Raw genomic sequence first — 15703 nt, 5'->3', positions numbered from 1 at the left:
ACCGAACTGTTCGGGGTCTCCGAACCTGCGAGGGGCTACCTCGCCCGCCAAAGCACTACCGAAGTGTGCTTCGACGGTCTTTTGCCGCGAGCAATGCTCTCGACTCCTTGGTCGCCGGCTGCGAACACCCGGGCACCCGGTCGGTTCATCAGCTCGTTGGCCAAAGTTTGTTCTAGGTCGCGAACTCGCTTTTGCAGTTCGGCGTTTTGATTTTCTAATTCGAGAATTCGTCGAATGCCTTCGAGGCTTACACCCTCTTGGCTTAGTCGTTGAATTTCTCGAAGCTGGGCTACATTGCGCATGGTGTAGCGGCGGGTTTGACCGCCGGTTCGCACCGGCACCACCAATTTCATGCGGTCGTAATCGCGCAGCGTTTGCGGGTGCATCATCGACAATTCGGCGGCAACACCGATTGAAAACATCGGAGTATTTTCATCGAACTGTTCCACTTTGCACCTCGCTTCTAATTTGATATTCAGTTGTTAGTTGAGCAACCCGGCGCGCATCAAGACATCTTCACGGGGATCTTCATCCGGTAGCAATGCATCAAATTCTTCAAGCGCTTTTTTGGCTTTATCGCTGATGTGGCTTGGTACCGCAATTTCGACGGTGGCCAGCAAATCGCCCTCGGCTTTGGCAGTGACCACACCGCGACCCTTCACTCGAAGTACTCGACCGTTGGGTGTACCAGCAGCAACTTTCAGTTTCACCGGTTCACCGCCCAGGGTTGGCACCGAAATGGTGGCACCCAAAACAGCTTCGGCAAAAGTCACCGGCACGGTAACTCGAATGTTGTTGCCATCGCGACTAAACACCGGATGCGGCTTGACCGTGACGTTGATGATCAGGTCACCATTCGGACCGCCATTTGGCGAAGGCGAACCTTTGCCTGCGATGCGAATTTTTTGCCCATCTTGAACTCCGGCTGGAATTTTGATGGTGGTTTCACCTGAGCCAAGGCGCACCTTCATTTGCGTGCCTTTTACTCCGTCAATGAAATCGAGCGTGGTGTTCATGCTCAGGTCTTGGCCTTTTTGCGGCCCAAAGCCACCAAAGTTTCCCCCGCCCATTCCGCCACCGAAGAGGTTTGCGAAGACATCTTCGAAACCACCGCCGCCAAAGTTGGCGCCGCCTGGAAAACCTCCGGGGCCACCGGTGAAACGAGCACCCGAGCCCATGGCACGAACCTGGTCGTATTCGGCGCGCTGCTGTTTGTCGCTCAGCACCGAATAGGCTTCGTTGATCTCTTTGTACTTCGCTTCAGCTTTGGCATCACCGGGGTTTGAATCAGGGTGATACTGGCGCGACAGTTTGCGGTAGACCTTTTTTAGTTCGGCTTCAGAAACATCCTTGGCAACGCCGAGAACTTTATAAAAGTCTTTTTCAAACCAATCTTGGCTAGCCATATTTAGGCCTCCTTTGCGTCGCCTTCAGATTGCTCGGCGGGCGCTGCTGGAATGAAAACCGCAACCATTGCTGGTCTAAGCAGGCGGTCGACCAGTTGATAACCCGGCTCGACCACATCTGCCACGATGTTCTCGGTGACTTCTGGATTAGGGGTTTGCAACAGAGCGTTGTGTAACTCTGGGTCAAACTTGTCTCCCTTGACACCAAACTGCTTTAGGCCGAATTTGTCTCCGGCATTGCGCAACTTGGTTGCTACCGCGGCAAACGGAGAACCTTCTAGGTCTCCGTGTGCCTCGGCACGGCTTAGGTCGTCGAGCGCTGGCAAGATTGCTCGAAATACTTCGGCAATTGCCGCATTTCGAGATACATCGCGATCGCGTTCGACGCGAGCTTTGTAGTTCACAAACTCGGCTTGCAGGCGCTGCAAATCGGCCAAAAGTTCAGCCTCTTTGCTCTGCGGACCCATGTCGTCGACAAGATCGGCGAGCGCCTGATCTACCTCATCTGTTTCACCCGAAGGCGAGTCGGCAGAATCGGTTGGCGAAGCCGACTGAATTTCTGACGATTCGTCTGGACTAACGCCGTTCGAATTTTGGTCAGACATTACTTGTCTTCCTTCTTCTCTTCTTCTTCATCGACAACCTCGGCGTCAACCACATCTTCGGTCGATGCTGCGCCTTCTTCAGCGGCAGGCTCGGCCTGTGCTGCTGAGTAAATTGCCTCGCCCAACTTCTGCTGTGACTCAACCAAAGTGTCGAATGCGGTCTTCACTGCGTCGATGTCTTCGCCGGCTAGAGCTGTCTTTAGAGCATCGACATCAGCTTGTACCGAGGTCTTTACATCCTCGGGTAACTTCTCGTCGTTCTCTTTGATCAGCTTCTCGGTTTGGTAAACCAACTGCTCGGCGTTGTTGCGAGTGTCTTGCTCTTCGCGACGCTTCTTGTCTTCGGCAGCGTGTTCTTCTGCTTCGCGAACCATGCGTTCGATGTCTTCTTTAGGCAATGATGAACCACCGGTGATGGTCATCGACTGCTCTTTGCCGGTGCCCTTGTCTTTTGCAGACACGTGCACGATACCGTTGGCGTCGATGTCGAAGGTGACTTCAATCTGTGGGATGCCGCGTGGCGCAGGTGCGATACCGGTTAGTTCGAAGTTGCCAAGAGACTTGTTGTCGCGAGTAAATTCGCGCTCACCCTGGAACACCTGGATGCTTACCGATGGCTGGTTGTCGTCGGCGGTGGTGAAGGTTTCGCTGCGCTTGGTTGGAATCGCGGTGTTGCGCTCGATCAGTTTCGTCATGATGCCACCCTTGGTTTCGATACCTAGAGAAAGCGGAGTCACGTCGATAAGCAACACATCTTTGCGCTCACCCTTAAGCACACCGGCCTGAAGCGATGCACCAACGGCAACAACCTCATCCGGGTTGACGCCCTTATTTGGCTCTTTGCCGCCAGTTAGCGACTTGACCAGTTCGGTCACAGCCGGCATACGAGTTGAACCACCAACCAACACCACGTGAGCAATGTCAGAAACCTTTACGCCAGCTTCAGCAATTACATCGTTGAATGGCTTCTTGGTGCGCTCTAGTAGATCAGCGGTTAGCTGCTCAAACTGGGCGCGGGTGATGGTCTCGTCAAGGTTGGCTGGGCCGTTTTCGGTTAGCGAGAGGTAAGGCAACTGAATGTTCGCGGTGGTTGACTGCGATAGTTCTTTCTTTGCCTGCTCGGCAGCTTCTTTCAAACGCTGCAGCGCAATCTTGTCTTTTGAAACGTCAACGCCGGTGGTCTCTTTGAACTTCTTAACTAGGTGGTCAACGATGCGCTGATCCCAGTCGTCGCCACCGAGGCGGTTGTCACCAGAGGTGGCACGAACCTGGATGGTTGAGAAGTCGTCGTCTTTACCTACTTCTAGTAGTGAAACGTCGAAGGTTCCACCACCGAGGTCGAAGACCAAAATAAGTTCGTCTTCTTTACCTTTGTCTAGGCCGTAAGCCAAAGCTGCTGCGGTTGGCTCGTTGATGATGCGCAACACGTTTAGGCCGGCAATTTCACCGGCGTCTTTGGTGGCCTGACGCTCAGCGTCGTTGAAGTATGCCGGTACGGTGATTACCGCGTCGGTTACTGGTTCACCCAAGTAGGTTTCTGCGTCGCGCTTAAGCTTGGCCAAAATGCGGGCGCTGATTTCCTGTGGGGTGTATTTCTTGTCGTCGACCGAGAAGGTCCAGTCGGTACCCATGTGACGCTTTACCGAAGCGATGGTGCGATCGACGTTGGTTACAGCCTGGCGCTTTGCGGTCTCGCCGACCAAAATTTCGCCATCCTTGGTGAAAGCCACGATTGATGGGGTGGTTCGAAAGCCCTCTGCGTTTGCAATAACGGTTGGTTCGCCACCTTCTAGAACGCTTACTGCGCTGTTGGTGGTACCGAGGTCAATTCCTACTGCACGTGCCATGTTTGTTTTCTCCTTTTATTGCGAGCCCGGTGTCTCGCTCTGTTTCTGTTAAGGCCCCGGTGCACCTGTTGGGCAAACCTGAGCCTTGTTGACTCAAGTTTCACATGGCACTTTTTGCTTGTCAAGTATTTTTAGAAAAAATCTAAGTCTGGTTGACTCAAGTTTGTTTTCTATCAGAACAGCAGTGAAAAACTGTGTGAATTCACTAAAGCGACGTGGATTTCTGCCACTAATCTTTAGCCATGACTGACAAAGGTGTGAGCGTTAAATCTTCAAGGGCAAAGACTTGGGCCTGGGCCCTCTGGGATTGGGCCGAACAGCCTTTTCCAACCCTGTTTCAAACCTTCATCTTTGCCACCTACATCACCAGCGAATATTTTGGTGATCCCGATGCAAACGCACAGGCGCTTTCGCTAGCCGGTCTAATCGCCGGTATCTTGGTGGCCATCATTTCACCGGTGTTTGGACGTCGCTCTGACGAAGCCGGTCGCCGTAAGTTCTGGTTGCTGGCCAACAGCCTAAGTCTGATCATCATCATGGGTGCCGCCTACTTCGTTGCCCCATCACCAGAATTCTTGCTCTTCGGTTTGGTGCTTTACGCCCTTGGTTCGCTAATTCAAGAATCGGCGTTCATCAACTACTACGCCATGCTCAAGCAGGTTTCGACACCAAAAAATATCGGCAAAATTTCCGGCCTCGCTTGGGGTCTGGGTTATGCCGGTGGCATCTTGCTGCTGATGATTTCGCTTATCGGTTTTGTATTGCCAGATACTCCATGGTTTGGCGGTACCGAAAATGCCGAAAACATCCGCATCCTGTTCTTATTCTCGGCCGTCTGGATGGCAGTGTTCACCGTGCCGCTGCTAATTTTTGTGCCAGAGATTGAAGCCAAGCCGGGGACCGGCAAAGAAACCATTCTTGGCTCGTACATAAAACTCTGGGCTCAACTAAAGTCTCTTCGGGCCCAGGCCCCAGAAACCCTGAAGTTCTTGATTGCGTCGGCGGTTTACCGAGATGGCTTAGCCGGCGTCTTTACCTTTGGCGCAATTCTTGGAACGGTAGCCTTTGGCTTTTCCAGCACCGAGGTTATTTTCTTCGGAATTGCGGCCAACCTTGTTGCCGGCGTCGGTGCAGCTTTGGGTGGGTTACTTGATGACCGTCTCGGCACCAGAAAAACAATCATTGCTTCGTTGGTTGGTCTTCTAATTGCCGGCACCTATGTATTTGCCGCAGCCGGCGCAGGTCAGATCACCTACTGGATTGGTGGTTTGGCACTGTGCCTATTTGTTGGGCCAGCTCAGGCATCAAGCCGCACCTTTGTCGCACGTTTCACTCCAGTCGGCCGCGAAGGCGAAGTTTTTGGTCTTTACCAAACCACCGGCCGTGCGGCCAGTTTCTTGGCGCCTGGTTCATGGTGGATGGCCACCTCGCTGGCAGCCTTGGCTGGCTTTGCCGACACCGCCATCTTTGGTGTGCTGGGCATCATGGGTGTTCTAGCAGTTGGATTGGTTCTATTGCTGCGAGTAAATCCAAGCAAAACCAGCGAATATTCTGCTTAGCAATTTATCTCTACAACTCGTAGAATTTTGCTATGCCAAAACGTTCTAGACAGCAGGGTGAGCTCGAAAATCTAATTCTCGATGCCCTCTGGGATGCCGACGGCGCCCTGACTTCACAGCAGATCTTGGATGCGGTCAGCCCAAAGCGTGAACTTGCACTGACAACTATCCTCACCGTTCTTAGTCGGCTAATCGACAAATCAATGGTGAGCAAAGAGGCGGGCTCGGGCCGGTCGCTGCTGTTTAGAGCAACCAGCACTCGCGAAAAATTCGCCGCAGAATCGATGCTGAAACTTTTTTCCACCTCGGGAAATCCGGCACTCGCACTGTCGCACTTCGCTAGCGGTCTAACTCAAGAGCAAATCGAAGCTCTGCGTCGAGCACTCGACTAACCCCCCCCCCAATATCGCAAATGAACCCGCTGATAATCCCAATTGCAGTCGAGTGGGTTTTTCTAATCACTACATTGGCACCGCTAATTTTTACGGGGCGCTTCAAAAACCGGCCGAACCTGGGCTTGGCAATTTGGTTTTCAGCTTTTCTCTCCGCAGGTGTTGCGGCTGCCATCGCAATCGTTGTGGCCGGATACTCGGTTTTCGAAACCTGGTTGGTAATTCACGAAAACCCACAGGGTGGTGAGCCGTGGCTGCTGGCACTGGTAAGCGGCCTTGGGCCGTGGCTGCTGCTCGCGATTGCCGGGGTTTCAATTGCCCTGGTTAATCAAAAAATTGAACCGCTGGTCGAACAGGCTCGCGAATTGAAGCCGGCACTGGGGCTCGTAAAAAAACAGCAAACCGAATATCGGGGGGTATCGGTAGCCACAATCGAATTGCCGATCGACCAAGCCTTTACCGATGGAAAAGAAATTTATGTAACTGCCCAGTGGTGGAACCGACTCAATGTCGGTCAGCGCGAACAGCTTTTGCAACATGAATACGCGCACATTAGATTGCGGCATCCGGGTTTAAAAAAATTAGCCGGATTTATTCGAGTGCTGACACCGAATCTCGCCGCTTCAAAAGCGCTGGCGGCTGAAGTTTTTGAACTAACCGAACTGGCTGCGAAAGGCTACTGCTCGAGTGGCTGGTTGCCCACATCGGTGCGATAAAAGTTTTGATACGAGCGCGAAGCTGTTGGACCGCGCTGACCCTGATAGCGATTGCTGTACTTGGCACTGCCGTATGGGGTCTCTGACGGTGACGAAAGTTGGAAGAAACAGAGCTGACCAATTTTCATGCCCGGCCATAACTTGATGGGCAGGGTGGCGACATTTGAAAGCTCCAAAGTCACGTGTCCCTTGAAGCCCGGGTCGACGAATCCGGCGGTCGAGTGGGTTAGTAAACCAAGGCGACCAAGCGAACTCTTACCCTCGAGACGAGCGGCGATGTCGTCTGGCAAACTCACGAACTCATAGGTTGACCCCAAAACAAATTCACCCGGGTGCAATATAAAGGGCTCGTCCGGTGCCACTTCAACCAGGCGGGTTAGTTCATCCTGCTGTTCGGCCGGGTCGATGAAAGCATATTTGTGGTTGTCAAACAGGCGAAAGAAACGATCGAGACGCACATCAAAACTGGATGGCTGCAACAAGCCCATTTCGAGTGGGTCTAGACCAATACGGCCCGATTCGATTTGCGCGCGAATATCGCGGTCTGACATAAGCATGCGTATAGGTTACCCCCTAGCCATGAGTTGCAGTCATCTGCTCGGGTGTAAGAGTTCCGCCATTTTCAGCAGCAGCGGTGAATAGCGGCAGGTGCGACTCCAGCGATGACCTTCGCAAATTTGAAAGAACTCTAATTAGATTGGAGTCCGTGGTTTTTGCAAGCAATTGGTCATACATTTCAACGTTCTTGATCTCTCCAGTGGCCCAAGCCTCTGCCGCAATTTGAAGACTTTCTGGCGCAGGAAGTTGTCCGATGTAGGGGTTATCTGGAACTGCAACTCCTTCGCGTTCCAACTGCCTAATAAGTGCGCTGATGTGACGAAGTTCTGCTTCAAAAATTGTGGTGTAAGGCTCGACGGCACCGAATTTATCAATTACGGCTTGGTAGGAGGCTGCTGCCGCATATTCGCCATCTGCGCTCATTAGTGCTTCCCAAGCGACACCTGCAACATTGCTCATTGTCGGGGTGTTTGTTTGAATTTGTTCTGAAATCTCTTCTGCTGCCTTTGCGATCTCTTCTGGGCTGGCCTCAGCCGGTTCGAGACTTGACGTACTGCTTGATGCGGACGGCGATGGAGCAATCAACGCGGGATCAGAAGAGTTGTCACTTGGAGCACATGCCGCCAAAGAAAAAACGAGAGCGGATGAAATTGCGATTGCTGAGAATGTCTTCATTGTGGGCCTTCTTTCAATATCCACAATTTAAGGTTATACCCCCGGGGGTATAAAAAAAGAACAATTCTCCTGATAGGTTGCTGACAATAATCAGGCACCTAAAACCAATTAGTGACCGAGCCCAATTCGTTTGTAAATGGCCTTCATCCACTTTGGCGCCCACCAGTTGGCCTCACCAAACAGACGCATGAGCGCCGGGACCAGCAGGCCGCGCACAACGGTTGCATCTAACAGGATGGCGAAAGCGATGCCGAGGCCAAGCATTTTCATAATGGTTACGCCGCTGGTGACGAATGCAATAAAGCTAACCGCCAACACCAGGGCGGCTGCGGTGATAATTCGACCCGAGCGCTGCAGCCCCTGCGCCACCGATTCGATGGTGTTCATGCCGGCATCGTGCTGCTCTTTGATTCGGCTGAGCAAAAACAGTTCGTAGTCCATCGATAGGCCGAAAGCCACCACCGCGATCAAAACAACAGATGAGGTATCGATCGTGCCGGTAACAAAGAAGTCGCCGATCAACCACTTGAGATGCCCGCCCATGAAAACCCAGGTGACGAAACCGAGGGTTGCGCCAAGGCTCATCACATTGAGCACAATTGCTTTGATTGGCAGCAATACCGAACCGGTAAACAGGAAGAGCAAAATCAGGGTCCAGGCGATAATCCAAGAGGCCACATTTGGCAGTTGCTGCTCGATGCCATCTTGTGAATCGGTATAGATGGCGGCCGAGCCGCCGACCAACAATTCATGATCGGAATCCAGTGCTCTAATCGCTCGAGTTAGTTCAATGCCTTCGGTTGATCTTGATTCAATGTCGTGGATGGCAACGATTCGCTGGTAATCGCCAACCTGGTAGTCGGCAAAGGCAACCGCGTAGCCGTCATCCAAGCTGCCATCGATTGCGATTCCCGAGCTGCTCTGCACGCGCACGATGCCGTCGAGTTTGCTTAGCTCAAGCACATAATCGGTTACGTCATCTTGGCTGGCGTCAACCATCAAAATTTCAACGGGGCTGCCTTCGCGCGAGCTGAATCGCTCACGAATTACGTTGCTGGCAACAACAGCCCGGTCACTTTGCTGCAAAATTCTGTCATCTACCTGACCAAACTCAACATCTTGAGCCAACAGCACCAACGAGCCCAAGCCAATGCTGGTGATGAGCAAAACTGGGATCGGGCGACGCATAACAAATTTGGCGACCGCCGCCCAAGCTGCAGATTCTTTGGGCTTATCAGCTGTCTTAATTACTTTCAGACGATTTACTCGATCACCCAGTCGCGAAAGCATTGCCGGCAAAACCAAAAGCGCCGCGGCAACTGCCAGCAGCACAACCACCACGCCGCCTACGGCAAAGGACTTCAAAAAATATTGGGGGAAAAATAGCATCGAAGAGAGCACCACGGCGACGGTTAGACCGCTGAACAAAACAGTGCGGCCAGCCGAGGTGACCATGTTGACAACTGCCTGCTGAACCTGAACGCCGCGATCGCGCTCTTCTCTAAAGCGATTGACCATCAGCAGCGCGTAGTCGATGCCCAAACCAAGCCCCAAACCAGTAATCAGGTTGAGGGCAAAAATGGAGGTGTCGGTGAACTGCGCAGTGAGCCAAATAAAGAAGAATGATCCGACAATTGCCAAGCCACCAATCAGCAACGGAAGCCCGGCGGCAACTAGAGAACCAAAAACAAACAGCAGCAACAGGATGGTTAGCGGAATCGCAATTGCTTCGGCTTTTGCCAGATCACTCTGAATGGCCGAATTGATCGATGAGGTGACCGCGGCAAAACCGGCCACATATATGTCTGGGCCGCCATCCCAGTTGGCACCAAACTGATCGCTTATTTGCTTGGCAATCTGTGCTTCGCGCACGCCATCCTCTAGGTAAACAAAAAAGTAAACCGCCTTGCCATCTTCACTGAGCAAACTTGGCGGTGTGCCTAGCGAGTAGTAGCTTTCAACTTTTCGAACTTCAGCGATTTCAAAAAGCGCATCTTCAAGCTTGGTAGCCTGGGCGATGCTGCTGGGCTCGCCGGCCGCCTGGTCAAAGTCGACGACCATTATTACTTCGGCAGATTCTTGCTTAAACTCTTCGACCAATAGTTCGGAAACTTTAGCTGAATCAGAAGTGGGGTCGTCATAGCCGCCACCTTTGAGTAAACCAAAAGACTGAAAACCCAAAATGGACGAAAGCGCAACAATACCAATAAAGGCTGCCAAAACCGCCCGGCTGCGACGCACCACGAATTGAGCTAATCGACGCATAATTACCAATCTTTAGTGCAATGATTCAGCTATGAAGACTCAACGAGGCGTCAAGGCAAACTATTTCTTTATTCTGGCAGCAATTGGGCTAATTACCGCTTGGATTTTCAATGGAATAGCGGTGATGAAAAGCCAAGATTACCTGGCGGCGTGGTTTGGCACCGAGGTTGACCTGGTGCTTTCCTTCGATATTTTTGTGGTGGCCTTCGCGGTGATGCCCTTCATGATTTGGGAAGGACGTCGACTCGGCATGAAAAATATCTGGGCCTACATCGTGGTAGCGATGTTCACCGCGATGGCATTTACCTTCCCACTATTTCTGGCCATGCGCGAATTGAAGCTGGCGAAGTTGGAAGCAGCCAAGGCCTAGGTAGCCTTCGCTGCCGACTGACAACTACCTTGCCCGCTGGCCGGTAATTACCTTCACCGTTGGCAGGTAACTAGAAAATTCGCTCCGCAGCAATTTGCTTGGCGCCCTGCATAAACCGCACCACATCTTGGTCGACCAAAACGTCGCGCATCGTGATGGCTCGGGTGAGGTAAAGCCCCTCGAGCGAACGCACTCGGCTGAGCGCAACGTAAGTCTGCCCTGGGCTAAATGCCCCACGGCCCATATCGATAACCACTTCGTCGTAGGTTTGCCCCTGCGATTTGTGCACTGTAACAGCCCAAGCCAACTTCAGCGGTATCTGCTGAAACTCGGCAAGCGGAACAGTTACTAAAACCTCTTTTACTTTGCCGGTGGCCTCGTCGAATTCTTCGTCGATTTCGTAGCGAACCTTTTCCCAAATCGAACGGCCCACATCAAATGTTTCGCCATCGACCTCGACGGTAACGCCGCCGCCTTTAGGAAAATCGAGCACGTGTCCGATGGTGCCGTTAACCCAACGTTTCATGGGGCGGCCATCCGAGTTTTTCTTCATGTTGGTGTCGTCGTTTTTGATGAACATCACCTGAGCGCCAACTTTGAGCTCAAGCACCGGGTCGGCAGGCAAGGCGCGACCAAACGCGCGCTCATCCTCTGCGGTGTAAACCGCATCAAATTTTTTAACCTCGGATGGCAGCCTCGCCATTCGCGCACGGTTCACCGAATTCACCGTGTCATTGATGGTTGCCAGACGAATCACATCGTCGTGTGGGGGAAAACGATTTCCGCACTGATTCAAATAGTCGAGCATTTCTTGGCTGCAGCTGCCATCACGGATGGCGTTCAAGATGTCTTTGAAATGTTCGTCACTCTGGCGGAAAATTTCACTCAGTTCATAGCGTTCTAGAGAATCTTCGCGCCATACGTGAGCATCGAAAAACCAAGAGCTCTGATAGTTTTCGGCCACGTAGGCGCGCTCCTCAGCATTGCCCGGCACCGGAGCCAACTGATATGGGTCGCCAAACATCACAACCTGGCAACCGCCGAATGGCAGTTTGCGTTTACCGCGCGCAATACCCATGGCGCGACTGATTGCGTCCATAAGGTCGGCGCTGACCATCGAAATTTCATCGATCACCAGCATGTCGATGGTCGACAAAATCTCACGGGTGCGTCGACTTAGGTGTTTGCCTAAATCAACTTCACCGAGCAAACCGAAAGGAAATGTGAAAAGCGAGTGAATGGTGACGCCGCCGACATTCAGCGCAGCAACCCCGGTGGGTGCGCAGACGGCCACTTTTTTGTCAGTGTTTTCGATCAGGTAGGTCAGCAAAGTTGATTTGCCGGTGCCGGCACGACCGGTGACAAAAATATTGTTCGACGATTCTTCGATGTGTTCGAAAAGCGCCTGCTGCTCAGCCGAGAGTGTGATCTCCTGCATCAGCGGTCTTCCTGATTTTGCTGTGCTTTTGCTGCAACCCTGGCATCACGGGCGGCCAACTTAGCCAACATCGCGTTGTACTCGTTTAGATCTTGGTTGCCGGTTCGATCACTGGCTCGATCGAGGCGAGTAGATTCGCGCTTATCTGCTTTGAACCACTGCACCGAAACGATCACGGTTAGCAGCGCGGTAGGAATTTCGCCGATACCCCAGGCGATGGCACCGCCATTTTGCTGGTCGACCAGTGGCGAATCTCCCCAGGTTCGACCCATCGCTCCGTACCACTCGGGCAACAACAGCCCTTCGGCTGACATCAATGAAAGCCCAAAGAAAGCGTGGAAGGCCATGGTGCCGATAAGCAGTAGTAATCGGGCCGCGTAGGGCAAGCGGTTTGGTCCCGGATCGATACCGACCAGTGCTTGAGCAAAGAGGTAGCCGGTAATTAGGAAGTGCACCACCATCCACTGGTGACCCAGGTGGTCGCTGGTCGACCAGGCAAAAAGCGGGGTGTAGTAGAAGGTGACAAGCGAACTAGCAAAAAGTACCGCGGCAACCAAAGGATGAGAGATGAGTTGAGCATATTTGGTGTGCACCGCCCAAAGCGCCCACTCGCGCAGGCCTCGAGAATCATCATGTCGTTTTGCAGCCGCACGGCTAATCAGGGTGATTGGGGCGCCGACCACCAGCAGCACCGGTATGCCCATGGCCAGAATCATGTGGCCAATCATGTGAATGCTGAAAAGGTACTCCTGGTAAGCATTGATTGCGCCCGAGGTCACGTAAATCAAAACAAGGTGGCCCAAGACCCAGGATGCGGTACGCGAAAAATGCCAGCTGTCGCCGCGCTTTTTCAATCGACGAACGCCGTACAGGTATAGGCCAATAGCGAAAACACAAATTACTAGCCAAGCCAGGTCAATCTTCCAAGCGGTGAGGAATTTGTCTGGAGTTAGTTCAGGCGGCAATTTTTCGCCGGTGAGAAGTTCGGCGGGTGTTGGCTGATCCCAGTTTTGTTCAGAAAGCGGCGGTGCGGTTTTAGCTAGAGCGGTGGCCAGGCCGATTGCTGTGCCCATCAGAATAAGTTCGACCGCAGCCAGTTTGGCAAAACTGCGAATCCGGTTGGCACCATTAGCTAATTGGCCAATGATTCTAAGTCGATAGAGGGCGCCAAAAACGCCTAGCAAAAGCAGCACTGCCACTTTAAGCACCAGCAGCACAACATAGGCATTTGAGAAATCCAAGTTGCCATCGAGACGAACAATTGACGAAGCAACTCCAGAAACGAGCACCAGCGCGAACGCTATTAGGGCCAAGGTTGAAAAGCGTTTGGTAAATTCGCTGGCTTGAGCGGGGGTTCCGGGTCGAGTCACAAATAATGCAATCAAGCCACCGACCCAGATCACGATGGCAACCAGGTGCATGCCCAGGGCGTTCACCGCTAGGCCGTGATTGGCCGTACCGGCAGCATGCCCGATGAGGGCAAAAGGCACTAGGCCAGCCAAAGACAGGACGGCCAAAATTGCCGTCGCAGACAGTGACCGAAACATGACAATTAGCAGCGCGATGGCCATTGCAAAAACAAGATTTATCGCCAGGGCAATGCCAAGTTCGATATCGGTAGCGAATAACCACAGGCCCTGGCTAAAGGTTTCGTCAAAGGCGAGCGCCGATCCAGTCACGTTTAGGTAGGTAAAAAGAAAGTTGAGTGCCCCGGCGGCCACCCATGTAACAGCGCCGAAGGCGCTCAAATTTTGCGCAATATTTAGCGATTTCGATTTATCCGGCAAAACATATGCCGCAAAAACCAGACCGCCGGCAGTTATAGCCATCGAAAGATTCAGAACAAACTTGGCAATCGGCCCACCCCAGCGCACCAAATCACCCGGGTCTGCAATTTCGTAGGCTGCTGCTGCACCGCCATAGATCAGGCCGAAAACTAGAGCTACTAAACCACCCAGTAAAACCAAGGCAGTTGCCAAGGTGGTGCGGTTCAAAGTTTGTTTACGGCTCACTTGCCAATTCTAGGCAGGAAGCGCCCGGTTCGGCTCTGGTACGCCCGGTATCCAGGATATTTTGCCGCCAATAACCGCTCTTCAAAGGCTGCTTTTAGATTAAGCAAAACTAGCAAGGCCACCCAAAGTGAAAATTTGAACCAGCTCGCCGATTGAATAACGGTGCCCAAGGTTGCCAGCAACAAGCCGGTGTAGATAGGGTGCCTCAGGTATCGATACATCCCGGTCTCAATTAGTTCACCATCTTGCTTAGGCACCGGGTTTGCATCCAGTGAGCGACCTAGATTTTTTAGCGCCAAAAACAAAATGATGAGACCCGGTGCGATAAACAAGACGCCACCGACATAGCTAAAAACCTCGGCCGGCTGCTCCGCCGGAATCAGCACAATCAACCCGATGAGCAGAAACTGGATGGCAACATAGACATAGCCGCGCGATTTTTCGGTCATAGTAAAAGGCTAGCGGCAACGACCATCCTTCGAGTTTTCGGGAAAAGGTTTTAGGAAAAAGAAAAGGCGCCCGCATTGCGGACGCCTTAACTAAAGAATCAGACTTACTTAACAGCAGCCTTTAGCTTTGAACCTGCTGAAACCTTTACGGTGTTTGCAGCAGCGATCTGGATGGTTGCACCAGTCTGTGGGTTGCGACCGGTACGAGCCTTGCGGTGGCCCTTGTCTACGGTTAGCCAACCTGGGATGGTAACCTTGCCACCCTTGCCAACTTCCTTAGCAATGGTCTCAAACAGTGCGTCAACAACGCGGTTGACTGCAGCCTGTGACTCGCCGGTGTGTGCAGCAACTGCTGCTACTAGTTCGCTCTTGTTTAGAGACATTTAGTCCTCCTGGACAGTAGTTGTTTGACGTAGTGTCGGATTCAAACTACAACGAATCAAAAACTTGTCATTCTTTTGTGACGGCGTGTCTTGAACCCGGTTTACAACTATTTTCCGCGTAATTACGCGGATATACGCTCTTAGGGACATGAAAAAACCACCGACCAAGTTTTGGTCGGTGGTTTTTTTTGAAGCTTTTTGTAATTCGTCAGTGACGAATTTTGCTTACCAAGAAGACTTGGTGATGCCTGGAAGCTCTCCGTCGTGTGCCATCTTGCGGAAGCGAACACGTGAAACACCGAACTTCGCGAGGTAACCGCGAGGACGGCCGTCAACTGCATCGCGGCCGCGAACGCGAACTGGCGATGCGTTACGAGGAAGCTTCTGTAGGCCTAGACGTGCTGCTTCGCGCTGCTCGTCAGTTGAGTTTGGGTCGACAAGAGCCTTCTTTAGCTCGAGGCGCTTTGCTGCGTAGCGCTCTACGACAACCTTGCGCTGCTCGTTGCGAGCAATCTTGCTTTTCTTTGCCATGTGCTTAGCGCTCCTCGCGGAAATCAACGTGCTGACGAACCACTGGGTCGTACTTCTTTAGCACTAGACGGTCTGGGTCGTTGCGACGGTTCTTTTTGGTCACGTAAGTGAAACCAGTGCCGGCGGTCGACTTCAGCTTGATGATTGGACGGATGTCCTTATCTTTTTTTGCCATGCTGCAGCTCCTTAGATCTTCTCGCCACGAGCAAGCAGCTCGGCAACTACTGCCTCGATGCCACGAACATCAATAACTTTGATGCCGCGAGCCGAGAGGCTTAGGGTTACGTTGCGCTTCAGTGAAGGAACAAAGTAAGTCTTCTTCTGAATGTTCGGGTTGAAGCGACGCTTGGTCTTGTTCTGAGCGTGTGAGACTGCGTGCCCAAACTGTGGGCGAGTCTCAGTCACCTGGCAATACGCTGCCATTTTTTCTCCTTATTAGAGGCAAGCCGAACAGACCTGGAATTAACCCATGAGTCAAAAGGCTTGTTAGTAAAGTC

At 52.4% G+C, this 15703-nt stretch carries 18 protein-coding genes; 4 read left to right on the top strand and 14 right to left on the bottom strand.

Features of this window, described 5'->3' with window-relative positions:
* Positions 1–35: 35 nt before the first annotated feature.
* From A4Z71_RS00175 to dnaK, 4 genes are read right to left on the bottom strand one after another with little or no spacing between them, the layout of a single operon-like run.
* Entirely contained in the window at positions 36–422 is a 387-nt protein-coding gene (locus A4Z71_RS00175; protein WP_070955162.1) for a heat shock protein transcriptional repressor HspR, read from the bottom strand.
* A gap of 60 nt (positions 423–482) precedes the next feature.
* Complete coding sequence (locus A4Z71_RS00170; protein WP_070953995.1) at positions 483–1406, bottom strand: DnaJ C-terminal domain-containing protein; 924 nt, start codon at positions 1404–1406, stop codon at positions 483–485.
* A 2-nt stretch (positions 1407–1408) separates the two neighbouring features.
* The gene (locus A4Z71_RS00165; RefSeq protein WP_070953994.1) at positions 1409–2011 is read right to left on the bottom strand and encodes a nucleotide exchange factor GrpE; all 603 of its coding nucleotides are present in this window, start codon (positions 2009–2011) and stop codon (positions 1409–1411) included.
* Positions 2011–3858, bottom strand: a complete 1848-nt coding sequence (gene dnaK / locus A4Z71_RS00160; RefSeq protein ID WP_070953993.1) for a molecular chaperone DnaK — start codon at positions 3856–3858, stop codon at positions 2011–2013. The genes A4Z71_RS00165 and dnaK overlap by 1 nt, the downstream gene beginning before the upstream one ends.
* A gap of 242 nt (positions 3859–4100) precedes the next feature.
* Between dnaK and A4Z71_RS00155 the strand changes: the two genes are divergently transcribed.
* Genes A4Z71_RS00155 through A4Z71_RS00145 form a run of 3 tightly spaced genes read left to right on the top strand, consistent with a single transcriptional unit; the run spans position 4101 to position 6525 of the window.
* The gene (locus A4Z71_RS00155) at positions 4101–5417 is read left to right on the top strand and encodes an MFS transporter (protein WP_070953992.1); all 1317 of its coding nucleotides are present in this window, start codon (positions 4101–4103) and stop codon (positions 5415–5417) included.
* Between the two features lie 32 nt (positions 5418–5449).
* Positions 5450–5809 (top strand): BlaI/MecI/CopY family transcriptional regulator, encoded by a 360-nt coding sequence (locus tag A4Z71_RS00150; RefSeq protein WP_070953991.1) that lies wholly within the window; start codon positions 5450–5452, stop codon positions 5807–5809.
* Between the two features lie 20 nt (positions 5810–5829).
* The gene (locus A4Z71_RS00145; protein WP_070953990.1) at positions 5830–6525 is read left to right on the top strand and encodes a M48 family metalloprotease; all 696 of its coding nucleotides are present in this window, start codon (positions 5830–5832) and stop codon (positions 6523–6525) included.
* On the opposite strand, the gene dcd is transcribed toward A4Z71_RS00145, so the two are convergent.
* The 3 genes from dcd to A4Z71_RS00130 form a co-directional block, all read right to left on the bottom strand.
* On the bottom strand, positions 6486–7082 hold the full coding sequence (gene dcd / locus A4Z71_RS00140; protein ID WP_070953989.1) for a dCTP deaminase: 597 nt from the start codon (positions 7080–7082) through the stop codon (positions 6486–6488). The genes A4Z71_RS00145 and dcd overlap by 40 nt on opposite strands.
* Positions 7083–7098: 16 nt before the next feature.
* Positions 7099–7758: a ferritin family protein gene (locus tag A4Z71_RS00135; RefSeq protein WP_070953988.1), complete on the bottom strand. Its 660-nt coding sequence runs from the start codon at positions 7756–7758 to the stop codon at positions 7099–7101.
* Positions 7759–7866: 108 nt separating this feature from the next.
* Complete coding sequence (locus A4Z71_RS00130) at positions 7867–10023, bottom strand: MMPL family transporter (RefSeq protein WP_070953987.1); 2157 nt, start codon at positions 10021–10023, stop codon at positions 7867–7869.
* A gap of 31 nt (positions 10024–10054) precedes the next feature.
* On the opposite strand from A4Z71_RS00130, the gene A4Z71_RS00125 reads away from it, so the two are divergent.
* Positions 10055–10393, top strand: a complete 339-nt coding sequence (locus tag A4Z71_RS00125; RefSeq protein ID WP_070953986.1) for a DUF2834 domain-containing protein — start codon at positions 10055–10057, stop codon at positions 10391–10393.
* Positions 10394–10463: 70 nt separating this feature from the next.
* Here A4Z71_RS00125 and A4Z71_RS00120 read toward each other — a convergent pair whose 3' ends face one another.
* The 7 genes from A4Z71_RS00120 to rpmB all read right to left on the bottom strand — a co-directional run bounded on the left by A4Z71_RS00120 (position 10464) and on the right by rpmB (position 15629).
* Positions 10464–11831, bottom strand: coding sequence for an ATP-dependent DNA helicase (locus A4Z71_RS00120; RefSeq protein WP_070953985.1), 1368 nt, complete (start codon positions 11829–11831; stop codon positions 10464–10466).
* Positions 11831–13843 (bottom strand): bifunctional copper resistance protein CopD/cytochrome c oxidase assembly protein, encoded by a 2013-nt coding sequence (locus A4Z71_RS00115; protein ID WP_236858534.1) that lies wholly within the window; start codon positions 13841–13843, stop codon positions 11831–11833. Before A4Z71_RS00115 ends, A4Z71_RS00120 begins: the two co-directional genes overlap by 1 nt.
* Positions 13840–14292: a methyltransferase family protein gene (locus A4Z71_RS00110; protein ID WP_070953984.1), complete on the bottom strand. Its 453-nt coding sequence runs from the start codon at positions 14290–14292 to the stop codon at positions 13840–13842. The genes A4Z71_RS00115 and A4Z71_RS00110 overlap by 4 nt, the downstream gene beginning before the upstream one ends.
* Positions 14293–14396: 104 nt before the next feature.
* Entirely contained in the window at positions 14397–14675 is a 279-nt protein-coding gene (locus tag A4Z71_RS00105; protein ID WP_070953983.1) for an HU family DNA-binding protein, read from the bottom strand.
* 225 nt (positions 14676–14900) lie between these two features.
* The gene (gene rpsN / locus A4Z71_RS00100) at positions 14901–15206 is read right to left on the bottom strand and encodes a 30S ribosomal protein S14 (protein WP_070953982.1); all 306 of its coding nucleotides are present in this window, start codon (positions 15204–15206) and stop codon (positions 14901–14903) included.
* 4 nt (positions 15207–15210) lie between these two features.
* Positions 15211–15381 (bottom strand): 50S ribosomal protein L33, encoded by a 171-nt coding sequence (rpmG, locus tag A4Z71_RS00095; protein ID WP_070953981.1) that lies wholly within the window; start codon positions 15379–15381, stop codon positions 15211–15213.
* Between the two features lie 11 nt (positions 15382–15392).
* Entirely contained in the window at positions 15393–15629 is a 237-nt protein-coding gene (rpmB, locus tag A4Z71_RS00090) for a 50S ribosomal protein L28 (RefSeq protein WP_070953980.1), read from the bottom strand.
* Positions 15630–15703 lie beyond the last annotated feature (74 nt).

Origin of the sequence: Candidatus Rhodoluna planktonica (assembly GCF_001854225.1) — a bacterium.
Taxonomy (GTDB): Bacteria; Actinomycetota; Actinomycetes; order Actinomycetales; family Microbacteriaceae; genus Rhodoluna; species Rhodoluna planktonica.
This window is presented reverse-complemented; position numbering and strand designations above follow the sequence as displayed.